Here is a 13,030-nt window from a genome sequence, read left to right on the forward strand (position 1 = left end):
GAGGGAACACAAAGCTGGCACAACGGAGCGTAGCTGCACTTGATTCTCGGAGGCCTGCTATGGCGTCCCGTATTCAAACACGACGTGATTCTGACGCGGGCGAGAAGCCCGGGGCCAGAACATCATTGTGCATGGGTGAAACGGATCACACAATCGAGCGCCGCGTATTCGCTGAACTTGTGAATCCTTTTCTGGGACCGGTTGCGGCACTCAGTACCGAGCAGAATCTCTATGTCAAACGTGAGTTATTGAAATCTCTGTCCCGTCGAGCGGTATGTTGGACCGTGCTGGTGTCGGTCGGAGCCTCGCTGCTATGCTTATATGGATCGTGGATCAAAACGTCGGATAGCTACCGTTGGTTCCGTGTCGTCTGGATCCTGGGACTGTGGGGGATAGCCACTCCCATGGCAGCATACTTGCTGAAAAAGACCATGGCGCTCCCGAAGCACGCCAGCGTCGACGCGGTCGAGCAGATGCACTGGACATGGGCTGCAGTCGTCACACTGACATCGTTCTGGTGGGCGGCAGGTAGCTTTGGGCTAACCCCACCCGATTTCTCGGGCCATGCTCCCTACGTCAAATTGGCCAGCTCTGGCTTCCTTGAGTACACGCTAATCAGCCATACATTTACCTTGCTGCTGCTCGCACCGAGTCTTCGTGCGAATTTAGGTTCATTCGTGCTCGGCGCTATCCCGTTCGGATTTAGCTTGGGACCACCTCTATTTATTTACCGGCCAGCAATGCTGGGTTTCTATACGGCTCAACTGATTGGCTATTGTTTTCTCGCGTGGTTTATTTTTTACAGTCAGAAACGCGCATATGTTAAAGAGATTATTCTCGATGAGGCGCGAGAGCGGGCTGAAGCGGCAAAGGCGGAGAAGAACCTGCTTATCGCTGCGATAAGCCATGACTTGCGCCAACCGCTCACCACGCTCGGCCTGAAGTTAAATTTCATCGAGCGCAGCATTAAATCGACCAATCTGGTCGAAGACGTCTCGATTGCGCAAAGGCAAGTGGATGCGATGGAATGGATGATCAACGGGGCACTGGATATCTGCCGCCTCGAGTCCGGCACCTGGAATGTAGAAATTCAGGAGGTGGCGCTGCCTTCCCTTTTACGCGGCATAGTCGTGGATATGCAGCCGCTGGCCGAGACGAAGGGGCTGAAGTTAAGACTCCATAGTCGCCCCTATCTGGTCCGTACGGATCGACATGCGTTGGACAGGATCGTCCGGAATATGGTGCTCAATGGGCTCCGTTACACGCCTTCCGAGCAGGGAGGCAAGAAGGGACATGTTCTGGTGAGTTGCCAGAGGCGAGGCAGCCGCATAAAGATAAGCGTCTGGGACAATGGGATCGGTATCTCTGAAGATAGACAGGCGGATATCTTCAAAAGCTATGTACAGGTCGATAATCCCGAGAGGAATCGGGAAAAAGGGTTCGGCCTGGGTCTGTCCATTGTCCAGGGTCTCGCGAACCTTCTTCGTCACAAACTGGACGTGGACTCGACACCCGGACGTGGATCGCGTTTTTCGGTTACGGTCCCGTTCATCGGACTCATACCGCCGGAGTTGCGCGAGGTTCAAACGGTTGAAGACGGCGACCCGGACCTGACCAATATGGTCGTGGCGATCATCGAGGACAACAGCGACTTAAGAATCGAAATATCGATGCGCCTGATCGAGCACGGCTGCTACGTCGTGGCGGGGGAATCATCATCCGACGTCATCGAGCAGTTGCGCATTGAGGCTTTGGCAAGCGGTCCGCACTTCATCCTCTCCGACTACCGGCTGGAAAACGAGGACGGCATTGCGGCGATTACGGCGGTCCGCGCTGCTACCGACGCCTCGATCCCTGCGATCCTGTGGTCGGGAGACACCTCGTCAGCTGTGCTCAAAAAAGTAGCCGTCAGTGGCATCAAGCTTTTGTCGAAACCGGTTTCTGAACGAACCTTATTGACCACACTTGCAAAACACAAGCCAAAAACGTCGGCCGAAGGCGGTTAAAAGTGATGGCAGGGAAACAATGAAGAGCGGTGTAGCAGAGATCTTCACGACAGTCGCGTATCTGCTGCCCCCCTTCCAAGGGTAAGCTCGGCATTGACTCGAAGTGCAGCTTCAACGCGGTTTCTGACTTGAAGTTTGTCGTAAATAACACAAGAAACCTGTCTGACATGTCCCTCGGAGACGCCAAGCTCTCTTGCGATCTGTTTACCTGAGAGGCCACGTGCAATGCAACGCGCCAAATCCCACTCTCGCGGAGAAAGCCCAAGATGATGCTGATTCCGGCTAGCTGAGGGCGCTTGTGTCGAGCAGGCAAAGCGGAGCAAGACTTCTTCCGGAATCCAGAGTTCACCTCCTAAGATCCTGCTCAGTCCAATGAACATTTTTTTGTGCGCGCCTCCTTTCAACAGGATTCCTCGAGCGGCGTAGTCACGCATGCACATTCGCAAAATTTCAACTTCATGATCGTTTCCAGGAGCAAGTCCTGTGCAGATGACCACGGGAACATTGGATGGATTTCCAGCCTGAAAATGCTCAAGTGTCGCGGCGCCACGATTCTCACCATCCAGATTAAGATCCAGGAATACCAGGTCCGGGGGAGGTGTCTTGTTGACTTCTTCAAGCGCGCTGGCAAGCGTAAAGACGGGCGTGATGTCGATTGGGGCTGCGCTCAGCTCCGACGCGTGTGTTTGGACATATTCGGAAAGAGCAACGCAAAGAATTTCGTGGTCATCGACCCATAGGATTTTCATGGTCGCTTCTCCTCTTTACACATCCGAGAAAAGCAATCGATCGTGCGCTACGTTTGTGCGGAGCACTGCCTGACAGCTTAGCATATCGAGCGAGGCCGCAGATCCCTGAACTGCAGAGTGTTGCGGACCCGCGGTCTCTAGCGCACAGGGTGTGCCATGTTCGCGCCGTGTGCCGCGCCCCGGGCGGCACGCGGCTTTGCGCGATCGAATCGGTTTCCGCGGCAGCCGCGGGCATGAAGGCGATCCGCGAGTGGTGGTGGCGCACCGACAGCCTCGCGGCGAAATGTCTGCGGCGTGCCGACAGTTCGATGCTCCGAACATGTGCGAAGTGCGTCGACGTATGCCCCTATCATTTCGTCCAGGCGGTGTTGAACGACCGATGTACCTTGGAAACGGTCGTTGTCCTTGCACTAGCGCGTAAGGCCGCTTCACACCCTGAGTCAGTCCGTCAAGCGTTTCGAGGGGGAAGCGCGAGGCTTCCAGGAAGGGGCGAGCCCCGCTTCCTCAGTGCGTTCAGATCGATGCTTTCGTCGTAGCGTTACCTTGTCTGAGGTTCGCAGCACGCGCGCCTGTACTGAACAGGCGGACACGGTACCGCGCCGAACGAACAGAACACGCAGCAGTCGCCCGGCTTCGGACGCAGCAGCGCATGACAGGCCGGACACTCGTAGTAGAACTGGCATGCATCCGTGGGCATGATTTCCGGCGTAGCGGTCCCGCATTGCGGGCAGGTCAGCACAGATGCGAGAACGACATTGCTCACGGTGACGGTCCTCCTGTCGAAATCAACCATCACCGCGCTGACGCCGGACGCCGTCCGACGAAGCAACGCTCCACCGTCGCTGACGTACCAGATGGTCGAGCGACAAGGCTCCGGCGCCCCGGCACAACAGGACCAGCAGCATGGCTGCCCACTGAATATGCGTCGGCCACGCCTGCGGGTACACAAACAGCTCTATCACGGAGGTCATCCCGAGCAGGACCAATGCGGCGGGCCTGACGCCCAGGCCGAGTACCAGCAACACCGGCATGCTCAGTTCTATCGATACGGTAATGTGTGCTGCCACATCCGGCGGCAACAACGGCAGCCTGTATTCGTCGCGAAACAGTTCGAGCGCCGCATCCCAGTTCGCGAGCTTGGTCATGGCCGAATTCCAGAAAATCGTTGCAACCGCGAGGCGCAGCGGAATGGCCAGCAGCCAGTAAGGCACGTTGTCCAGCAACTGAACTGCGCACTGAAATACGCTACGGCCGTTTGCAGGGTTGGAGAGGCGAGTCATGTCGATGATCCCTGGTCGATCCGAATACGGCTGGCAATCTGCGACGTCTGGGCGAAGCATCCGCGTGCAAGGTAGGCGCCAATGAGTGCAAGACCATCCGCTTCCGGCGCGCGTGCCAGCGCCGCGCCGAGCGCCTTGCCCGCAAAAAGCGCCTTGCTGATGCGCCACTCTCCAGCGCTCAAGCGCAGGGTATCGACGTCTTCATGGACACGTTGCACGAGCAGATGCACAGGCTTATCCGCGAGGTCGATTGCGCGCAGCGCCGCGTCGTCCTGCTGGAGCACGGCGCGCCAGATCGCGTCGGCGGGAGCGTCGCAGCGCAGCAACCGCGTCGCCGGATGAGGCGATAACCGCAGCAAGCCGAGCGCGCCCTCGTCGAGCCGTGCGAGATGTACCGGATCGAGCGGCGCGATGTCGGGTGCGTGCAGCACGCCATTCACCTGCCATTCGAACCGCGCGACGTCGACCACATATCGTACCGATGAGAGTTGTGGCATCCGCGCGAGGAAGGTCGGAAACTGTGCGCCGTAGTCGTCGAGCCATGCGCTGTGTGGCGGCGAAGCATGCATGAACAGGCGCACTGCGCCCTCAAAGAAGTCCCCGCCGACCAGTCGCTGCACGGCGGGAAAGGCAAGCCGCAGCGCATTGACCAGCACACCTTCCGCTGTGTTCCGATAAATGTTCAGGCGTGCTTGGGGATCGACACCATCGGCCAGCACGGTGGCGGCGGCGCTTTCATTGGCGCCTTCGAGCAGGCTGCGGCGCATGGCCTGTTGAAGATCAGCCAGCGATGGCGTGTGCATGTTCATGGCGAACCGCCTCCAGTGCTGATTCCGCCATTGCGGCTTCCTCCATGAGAACGTCGAGCGGCGGCACGTCGGTGTCCCATTCGATCAGTGTCGGCACCGGCCCGAAGCGTTGCAGCGCAGCCGCATAGAGCGCCCACACCTGCGCCGCGACGCGTGAGCCGTGATCGTCGATTCGCAAGACCTGGCCGCCCTCTAGTTGCCTCACGCTGTGGCCGGCAAGATGGATTTCGCCGATGGCCGCCGGCGTCAGCGCGTCGAGATACGTGTGCGGATACCATCCGTGATTGCACGCGCTGACGTAGATGTTGTTGACGTCGCACAGGAGCCCGCATCCCGTGCGTTGTGCGAGATGCGCGAGGAACTCCCACTCCGGTATTGTCGAATGCGCGAAGCGAAGATAAGTGGACGGGTTCTCCACGAGAATGCGCCTTCCGAGTGCCGTCTGCATCCGATCGACGTTCCGGCACACGACGTCGAGCGATTCTTCGGTCATCGGCAACGGCAGCAGGTCGGCGAGATACGTACCGCCCGTCACGCTCCACGCAAGGTGCTCGGAGACGAGGCCGGGTTGTACACGCGCGACGACCTCGCTCACGCGTGCAAGATGTGCGGCGTCGAGCCCATCGGCGCTGCCTAGCGAGAGGCCTACACCGTGCAGGGAGACCGGATAGTCGCGGCGGATCGCATCCAGATAGCGCGTAGCGGGGCCGCCGCCCATGTAGTTTTCAGTGTGCACCTCGAACCACGCCGCGGCCGGTCGTTCGTCGAGCACGGCACGATGATGGCGGAAACGCAGTCCCACGCCGGCCCTCGAAGGAATCGGGCTGGCCGGCGCGCGCGTGCGGGCGACGGTTGCGCTCATGGCCGCAGCGCCCCTCAGCCTGCCTTCGTCTGGCCGCCCGCGATCTTGCTGCAATCGCCCGCGGGCAACAGCACGAATGACTTCGGGTCGCGCCCCTGAGTGGCCTGGCCGGCGCACGAGTGCGCCCCTTCTGCACAGTCGTTCTTCGCTACTGCGTTGATGCCATAGCACTTTTCGAGGTGGTTCTGTGCCATTCTGGCCATGTTGTCCTTCACGACCTGCGGCGGGTTGCCCATACCCTGCGCCTGCGCGGGCAACGCCTGCATTGCAAGCGCCATGCCGACCGCGGCGGACAGCGACGAAATGGTCAAAGCGGACTTGCTCATAGTATCTTCTCCGAGGGTTGGGATCGCGAAGCTGCGATCTCTTAAGCAGATTCGGTCCGGCGCGGCCAAAGGTTACGTCGCGCACCAATTATTTTTTTGCGCAGATCGCCTCTTCCACTGACTGCAACGATGTCCGACTATCGACACCGCAGCGTCGCGCGCATGCTGCCCGAGCGGTCCACACCGGCTGGCGGGGAACCGCGCAGCGCCACGCTGGATGACGCAACGCGGCCCGACGGCACGCCCGACTGGTCCGTTTTGATGGCGCGCGCGCAGCAAGGCGATCGCGACGCCTACCGCCGGCTGCTGCAGAGCATGACACCGTATCTGCGCAACCTCGCGGACCGTCATGGGGTCCGTCCCGACGCAGTCGAGGACGTCGTGCAGGACGTCCTCGCCACCGTGCATCGCGTGCGCCATACCTATGACCCCGCGCGACCGTTCGGCCCCTGGCTGCTGACCGTCGCCATGCGCCGCATCGTCGATACGTTGCGCCACGCTGGGAGTCTTGACGCCCGCGAGGTGCCGCTCGACGATGAACATGAAACCTTGGCCGACCCCACAGCGAATCTGATGGAAGAGGCCACCGATGCGCGCATGCTGCGCGAGACGATCGAGCGTTTGCCGCCCGGGCAGCGCGACGCGATACGTATGCTCAAACTCGAGGAAATGTCTTTGAAAGAGGCGGCTGTGGCGAGTGGAATGACTGTTGCCGCGTTGAAGGTCGCTGTGCATCGCGGGCTGAAAGGCCTGCACAAGCTCCTGACGCAGGGAGACCGCAAATGAGTCCGCAAATGAGTCCGACCTCCGATCTGATCGAGTCGCTGGTTGCCGATGCGAACCCGGTGCGCCCGCTGCGCCCGCCCGCCGTGCGGGCGGTCGGCTGGCTCCTGTTCGCAGCACTCGTGCTCACTCTGGTCGGCGTGGCGCACGGCATGCGGCCTGACCTCGCCGCGAAGCTCCATCAGCCGGTGTTCGTGACGGGCGTGGCGGCAGCCGCGTTGACGGGCATTCTCGCTGCCGTCGCGTCGTTCGTTGCCAGCGTGCCGGGAAGGTCGCTGCGCTGGCTACTGTTACCGCTGCCCGCGCTGGTGGCATGGGTTTCGACGATCGGCTACGGATGCTTGACAAACTGGGTGGAGATCGGCCCGGACGGCATGTCGCTGGGGGAAACCGCGCGCTGTTTTGCGACGCTCGGCCTCACGGGCATTCCGCTCTCGCTCGCCCTGCTGATCATGCTGCGTCACGTGGCGCGGCTCGCGCCAGCTCCCGTGGTGATGACGGGCAGCCTGGCCGTTGCCGCGCTCACGGCTGTGGCACTGTCGATGTTTCATCCGCTCGACGCGACGGTCATGATCCTGGTCTGGAATTTCGGCGTCGCGGCGATGCTGTTGCTGGTCAGCGCGCGGTACTCACATCGATTGTTCGCGTGGGTCACATCGCCTGTCCGCTGACAGCCTTCGGATCTTGTTGCATCAAGCGCGCGCGGATATGGTGAACCGTTCGAAAGACAGGTTCTGAGGCAGGGGCATTTGCATGCCCGAAGAATTATGCGCGGCAATCGCTCGACGTCAGGCACGCACGATATCTCGATGCAAAGGAGGCAGCCATGTATGTCACTTACAGAATCGCCATCCTCGCCGGTGTGATCGCACTCGGGATGACATCGCGTGCAAGCTGGGTAGAGCAAACCGTTAACGCGACATTGCTATCGAACTCGATCCAGCTCGGGACGCCGTAATCTATCGGAGCGTCCGGAAGATGGACAAAAAGAGTATGGCGCCCACGCCTGATGTTTCGGTGAGCGTCGATGCCTGCTTAAGTACGCTGTTGAAGCGCTTCCCGGAAATAGCCCTTTCGGTCGTGCAGAATCTGATGGCGCTCGCGGAAGCGGATACCAGCGGCGAGGCGCCGGTGGTGACGATTCCGGCGAATTGTCTACTGGGACGCACAAGCGACGAGTCAAACCGCAAGCGCCGGAACCGGCGCCCAGCTGCCCGCATCGAACGGCTTTGCGACCGCGCAAATGAGCACGCCGTCGAGCTTTGACGGATCGTGGGACTTCAGTCCGACGGGCGTGTGGATGATGCTGCCCGGCCTGTCCCATCCGCTTCTGCGCTGGCAACTCGGCCGGTAGGCGCGACCGCGAAGCCGCCGCGTGCGCCCAGTTGACCGCGCCGCGTCAGTCGGCGCCATCTCTGGGGAGGCCGTTGACATGTCCGGCGTCGGGGCGGGGCTCCCCGGATTGTCGACCATCGGAGCCGGCGCGCCGAAATGATCGTTTGTGGACAATCCGTCTACAAGTTAACTTTTTGCTGCGCTCGGCGAATTTCGTCCGTCACCCCAGCGACGGTCTGTAAACTGTCCCTTCTGCTGCGGACAAGAGGTTGGAGTTGTGAGATCAGGATACGGGGCGATATTCATCGCCTTAATCGCCGCGGCGCTGTTCGGCGCCGCGACACCGTTGGCCAAGGCGCTGCTCGGCTCAGTCAGCCCCTTCATGCTCGCGGGACTGTTTTATCTCGGTAGCGGCCTGGGGCTTGGCGTCGGCATCGCGTGGCGTGCCTTTCGATCGCGCGGGCTTCAGTCCGCCGCGGACCACCGTATCACCAAAGGCGAGTTGCCTTGGCTGATCGGGGCGATAGCGATGGGTGGCGTCGCCGGCCCCGCCTTGCTGATGCTGGGCCTGTCCACCACACCAGCGGCAACGAGTTCGTTATTGCTCAACCTTGAGGGGTGTGTTGACCGCAGTGATTGCCTGGGTGGTCTTCCAGGAAAATGTCGACATTCAGGTTTTTCTCGGCATGGTGGCGATCGTTGCGGGTGGCGTGCTTCTGTCGTGGCATCCGGGACAGTCAGGCGTGCCGGTGGGTGCGTTACTGATCGTCGGCGCGTGTCTGTGCTGGGCAATCGACAACAACCTGACGCGCAAGGTCTCGGCGAACGACGCGATGGTGATCGCGTGTCTCAAAGGGATGGTGGCCGGTCCCGTGAATCTCGGCATTGCGATCGCGGCGGGCGCTTCGCTTCCGTCAGCAGGAACCATGGCGGCAGCGATGCTGACCGGGCTTGGCGGTTACGGCATCAGCCTCGTGCTGTTCGTTGTTGCACTTCGCCATCTCGGTACGGCGCGTACAGGCGCGTACTTTTCCGTTGCGCCGCTTTTCGGTGTCATGCTTTCGCTGATCATATGGCCCGCGCTACCCAATCTGTCTTTCTGGATTGCCGCCGCCCTGATGGCGCTGGGTATCTGGCTACATGTGCGCGAGCGGCACGAGCATGAGCACAGTCATGAGTTTCTTCAACACACGCACCGGCATCGCCATGACGAGCACCATCAGCACGCGCATGATTTTCCTTATGCCGGTGAGGAGCCGCACGCGCACCCCCACGTGCATCTGCCGATTACACATTCGCACGCGCATTTCCCCGATATCCATCATCGGCATCAGCACTAGCTGTCCTCCGACGTCTTCATTTCCCCAGGGCGGCGCAGCATCTTGTCGACTTCGCCCGCGTGCATCTCCTCGACGTGGATCATCTGACGGGCGAACTCCTCGAGTGCAACCGAGCGGTCCTCGACGAGCGCCAGCAGGTCGCGATACAAATGCAACGCAAGATTTTCGGCTTGCAACGACTCGCGGAGGATCGAAGAGATATCGAAGGTGTGCGAGTCGAGCAGAGGACCGATCGCAAGCGACGGATAGGCACCCAGAGTCGTGATCCATTCGCCGGCCTGCTGTGCGTGCAACAACGATTCATCGGCCTGCGCGCGCAACCACGACCTGATCGGGATGCGTCCGAATCCGAAAACAAGGAACGAATAGTGCGTATATCGGACGACGCCGGCCAACTCGGATTCGAGAATCCGGTTCAGCACCGCAACAACGTCTTCCTTATTGATCTCGGCCATTTGAAGTCTCCTTTCATGGCGCGGCGAGGCATCCGCCTCGCGACCGAGTAGGCCGGCAAGCGGCCGCAAACCGTGGCCGCACGCCTGATCGAAACGGATAGATCCCGCCGGCCCACCGCTTTTCGCATCAAGCGTTCACGACGTCGTCGAGCGCCGCACGCTCAAGTGCCCTTCCCCTTCTTCACCCGCTCGATCTGCTGCTTCGCCGCCTGATACACGGCTTCCGGCGTGAAACCGAATTTCTTCTTCAGATCCGCGATCGGCGCCGACGCGCCGAACGTATGCATGACGACCTGCGCACCGAGCCGTCCTGTATACCGATCCCAGCCGAGCGACGCAGCCTGCTCGACCGCGACGCGCGCCTCGACGTCCGCGGGCAGCACCGACTCCTGATACGCGCTGTCCTCGCGCTCGAAGATGTCCCACGACGGCATCGACACGACGCGCGCCGCGATGCCCTCGCTCTTCAGCTTCTCGTACACGTCGGCGCAGATCGATAGCTCGCTGCCGGTCGCCATCAGGATCACCTCTGGCTTCTTGCCAGCGGGGGCGTCGGCGAGCACATACGCACCGCGCCTGACGCCGCTCGCGGGCGCATAGCGGCTCCGGTCGAGCGTCGGCAGCGGCTGGCGCGACAAGACGATGCACGCCGGCCGATGCGGCTGCGTCAGCGCAACGCGCCAGGCCTCGGCCGCTTCGTTCGCGTCGCCGGGACGCAGCACCGTGAGGCCGGGCACGCCGCGCAGCGACGCGAGCTGCTCGATCGGCTGATGCGTCGGACCGTCTTCGCCGAGGCCGATCGAATCGTGCGTGAACACAAAGATGGCCGGCACTTCCATGATCGCGGACAGGCGGATCGGCGGCTTCATGTAGTCGCTGAAGATCAGGAACGTCGAGCCGTACGCGCGCAGATTCGATAGCGCAAGACCGTTGACCACCGCGCCCATCGCATGCTCGCGAATGCCGAAATGCAGATTGCGGCCGGCATAGTTATCCGCCTGGAAGCTGCCGGCGCCTTCGAACTTCAAGTTGGTTTTCGTCGACGGCGACAGGTCCGCCGCGCCGCCGATCATCCACGGCACACGCGCGGCAATCGCATTGAGCACCTTGCCCGACGATTCGCGTGTCGCGATGCCCTTCGGGTCCGCGTTGAAGCTCGGGATGTCGCTGTCCCAGCCCTGCGGCAATTCGTGCGCCTCGATCTGCGCGAATTCGCGCGCGAGCTCCGCATACTGCTTTTTGTAGCTGTCGAACTTCGCCTGCCATTGTTCGCGCGCCGCCTTGCCGCGCGCGCCGATGCCCTGCGCGAAGCGCTCGTGCACGCCCTCGGGCACGTAGAAGAACTTGTCCTCGGGCCAGCCGTAGAACTTCTTGGCCAGCGCGACTTCCTCGACGCCGAGCGCTTCGCCATGCGCGGACGCGGTGTCCTGCTTGTTCGGCGCCCCCCAACCGATGACGCTGTGAACCACGATCAGCGTCGGCCGGTCGGTCACGCTCTTTGCTTCGACCAGCGCCTTTTCCAGCGCGGCGGTGTCGTTCGCATCGCCGACGTGCAGCGTGTGCCAGTTGTAGCCGTGAAAGCGGCTTGCCACATCGTCGCTATACGCGAGGTCCGTATGGCCTTCGATCGTCACGCGGTTGCTGTCGTAAATCCAGATCAGGTTCGACAGCTTCAGATGCCCCGCGAGCGAGGCCGCTTCGTGCGAGATACCTTCCATCATGTCGCCGTCGCCGCAAATCGCGTATACGCGGTAATCGAACAGCGGCGCGTCCGCACGATTGAAGTGGCTCTCGTACCAGCGCGCGGCCATCGCCATGCCGACGCTATTGCCGAGCCCTTGCCCAAGCGGTCCCGTGGTGGTCTCGACGCCGGTCGTCATCCGGTACTCGGGGTGGCCCGGCGTATTGCTGTCGATCTGGCGGAAATGCTCGATGTCGTCGAGCGATACGGCCGGTGCGCCGGTCGGCTTGCCGTGTTCGTCGACGGCTTTCACGTTGGCCAGATGCAGCAGCGAATACAGCAGCATCGACGCATGCCCGGCCGACAGCACGAAGCGGTCGCGATCCGGCCACAGCGGCTGGTCAGGGTCGTAACGCAGATGGTGTTGCCACAGGTGATACGCGACCGGCGCGAGCGCCATCGGCGTGCCGGGGTGGCCGGAATTGGCTTTCTGCACGGCGTCCATCGACAGCGTGCGGATCGTGTTGATGCACAACTGATCGAGGGCGGAATCGTTTTGCATGGGACGCTCCTTGTTCGGCAATTCGGAAGACGGCCGACGCGCGCCGCGGAGCGCGCGGACGGATCGGCGCATCGTGTCGACATGGAATCGCGCGCGTCCGGGCATGTCGATAAGGACGCGAAGCCGCACGTGGAACCACCCACGTGCCAGCGTCACCGCCGAAAGCGCGCGGGAAAATCGCGGCGAAGCCCACCGATGATGCGCCTAACCGCGCAACTCTGCACGCCACGCCGCCGCAGGTCGGTTGCTTCGCGAACGACGAAGTTCAGGCCGACTGCAGCCAAAACTCGATGACGGGACCATGCTTGCCGTCGATCGGATCGAGCGGCGGAAACGGCAACGCCAGCATCTCGGTGAGTTCCTGCGGCGTCAGCGCTTCGCGGCGAATGTCCCATTGCTGCCCGAACGGATAGCCCGCCACCACCTGAAAATGCCGCTCGAACGATTGCAGACAATGGCCGGTGCCGGCCGGCAGCAGCAGCACGTCGCCCGCGTGCACCGTCACCACGCGTCCGCCCGGCCCGCCGACGATCACCTGGGCGCTCGCGTCTGTCACGCCGAGCACCTCGTGCGCGGTCGCGTGAAAGTGATGGAAGTCGAAGATGCTGTTGCGCCACTGCGCGGGCCATGCATTGCGCTCGAAGAGGATTTCGAACGCGGCGGGCAGATTGCCGCTGCCGGGCGACAGCGCGCGCCGGTACAGCACGACCGGCAGCTTGCTGTTGTTCGGCACCCAGTCGTGCGGCTCCAGCATGAACGCTTCGTATTCGGTCTGCGCGGCGTCGAAGCCGTGCCTGGACTCGTTGAACATGGTTGCTCCTGGCTTGTGATGCGGTTGCCGC

Annotated in this window: 14 protein-coding genes and 1 pseudogene; 6 read left to right on the forward strand and 9 right to left on the reverse strand. The window is 61.8% G+C overall.

The window, feature by feature from the left end; all coding sequences use genetic code 11:
- Positions 1-59: 59 nt before the first annotated feature.
- Positions 60-2,006: an ATP-binding response regulator gene (locus OKW28_RS02255; RefSeq protein WP_429443599.1), complete on the forward strand. Its 1,947-nt coding sequence runs from the start codon at positions 60-62 to the stop codon at positions 2,004-2,006.
- Between the two features lie 44 nt (positions 2,007-2,050).
- Here the strand turns inward: OKW28_RS02255 and OKW28_RS02260 are convergent, their stop codons facing one another.
- From OKW28_RS02260 to bufA1, 6 genes are all read right to left on the reverse strand, one after another.
- Positions 2,051-2,755 carry a LuxR C-terminal-related transcriptional regulator gene (locus OKW28_RS02260; protein WP_187611407.1) on the reverse strand — a complete coding sequence of 235 codons (705 nt, stop codon included), beginning with the start codon at positions 2,753-2,755 and terminating at the stop codon, positions 2,051-2,053.
- 538 nt (positions 2,756-3,293) lie between these two features.
- Positions 3,294-3,548 (reverse strand): GDCCVxC domain-containing (seleno)protein, encoded by a 255-nt coding sequence (locus OKW28_RS02265; protein ID WP_429443600.1) that lies wholly within the window; start codon positions 3,546-3,548, stop codon positions 3,294-3,296.
- Positions 3,541-4,035 carry a DoxX family protein gene (locus tag OKW28_RS02270; RefSeq protein WP_429443601.1) on the reverse strand — a complete coding sequence of 165 codons (495 nt, stop codon included), beginning with the start codon at positions 4,033-4,035 and terminating at the stop codon, positions 3,541-3,543. The genes OKW28_RS02265 and OKW28_RS02270 overlap by 8 nt, the downstream gene beginning before the upstream one ends.
- The gene (locus tag OKW28_RS02275; RefSeq protein ID WP_429443602.1) at positions 4,032-4,844 is read right to left on the reverse strand and encodes an HvfC/BufC family peptide modification chaperone; all 813 of its coding nucleotides are present in this window, start codon (positions 4,842-4,844) and stop codon (positions 4,032-4,034) included. Before OKW28_RS02275 ends, OKW28_RS02270 begins: the two co-directional genes overlap by 4 nt.
- Complete coding sequence (gene bufB, locus OKW28_RS02280; RefSeq protein WP_429443603.1) at positions 4,816-5,706, reverse strand: MNIO family bufferin maturase; 891 nt, start codon at positions 5,704-5,706, stop codon at positions 4,816-4,818. Before bufB ends, OKW28_RS02275 begins: the two co-directional genes overlap by 29 nt.
- Before the next feature lie 14 nt (positions 5,707-5,720).
- On the reverse strand, positions 5,721-6,032 hold the full coding sequence (gene bufA1, locus OKW28_RS02285; RefSeq protein ID WP_429443604.1) for a BufA1 family periplasmic bufferin-type metallophore: 312 nt from the start codon (positions 6,030-6,032) through the stop codon (positions 5,721-5,723).
- Positions 6,033-6,194: 162 nt separating this feature from the next.
- Between bufA1 and OKW28_RS02290 the strand changes: the two genes are divergently transcribed.
- From OKW28_RS02290 to OKW28_RS02310, 5 genes and pseudogenes are all read left to right on the forward strand, one after another.
- Positions 6,195-6,818, forward strand: a complete 624-nt coding sequence (locus OKW28_RS02290) for a sigma-70 family RNA polymerase sigma factor (RefSeq protein ID WP_429443605.1) — start codon at positions 6,195-6,197, stop codon at positions 6,816-6,818.
- A gap of 8 nt (positions 6,819-6,826) precedes the next feature.
- Positions 6,827-7,486: an NrsF family protein gene (locus OKW28_RS02295; RefSeq protein ID WP_429443606.1), complete on the forward strand. Its 660-nt coding sequence runs from the start codon at positions 6,827-6,829 to the stop codon at positions 7,484-7,486.
- Between the two features lie 155 nt (positions 7,487-7,641).
- Positions 7,642-7,773: a hypothetical protein gene (locus tag OKW28_RS02300; protein ID WP_429443607.1), complete on the forward strand. Its 132-nt coding sequence runs from the start codon at positions 7,642-7,644 to the stop codon at positions 7,771-7,773.
- A 20-nt stretch (positions 7,774-7,793) separates the two neighbouring features.
- Positions 7,794-8,081, forward strand: a complete 288-nt coding sequence (locus OKW28_RS02305) for a hypothetical protein (RefSeq protein WP_429446997.1) — start codon at positions 7,794-7,796, stop codon at positions 8,079-8,081.
- Between the two features lie 346 nt (positions 8,082-8,427).
- Positions 8,428-9,490 (forward strand): annotated as a pseudogene (locus OKW28_RS02310) (DMT family transporter).
- Here OKW28_RS02310 and OKW28_RS02315 read toward each other — a convergent pair.
- The 3 genes from OKW28_RS02315 to OKW28_RS02325 form a co-directional block, all read right to left on the reverse strand.
- A complete protein-coding gene (locus OKW28_RS02315; RefSeq protein ID WP_429443608.1) occupies positions 9,487-9,945 on the reverse strand; it encodes a ferritin-like domain-containing protein in 459 nt (152 codons plus the stop codon). The pseudogene OKW28_RS02310 and the gene OKW28_RS02315 overlap by 4 nt on opposite strands.
- A gap of 161 nt (positions 9,946-10,106) precedes the next feature.
- Positions 10,107-12,188 (reverse strand): transketolase, encoded by a 2,082-nt coding sequence (gene tkt, locus OKW28_RS02320; RefSeq protein WP_429443609.1) that lies wholly within the window; start codon positions 12,186-12,188, stop codon positions 10,107-10,109.
- A 265-nt stretch (positions 12,189-12,453) separates the two neighbouring features.
- Positions 12,454-12,999: a cupin gene (locus OKW28_RS02325; protein WP_429443610.1), complete on the reverse strand. Its 546-nt coding sequence runs from the start codon at positions 12,997-12,999 to the stop codon at positions 12,454-12,456.
- Between the last annotated feature and the right edge of the window lie 31 nt (positions 13,000-13,030).

Source organism: Paraburkholderia sp. 40 (assembly GCF_050434105.1).
In the GTDB taxonomy this organism is placed as follows: Bacteria; Pseudomonadota; Gammaproteobacteria; order Burkholderiales; family Burkholderiaceae; genus Paraburkholderia; species Paraburkholderia tuberum.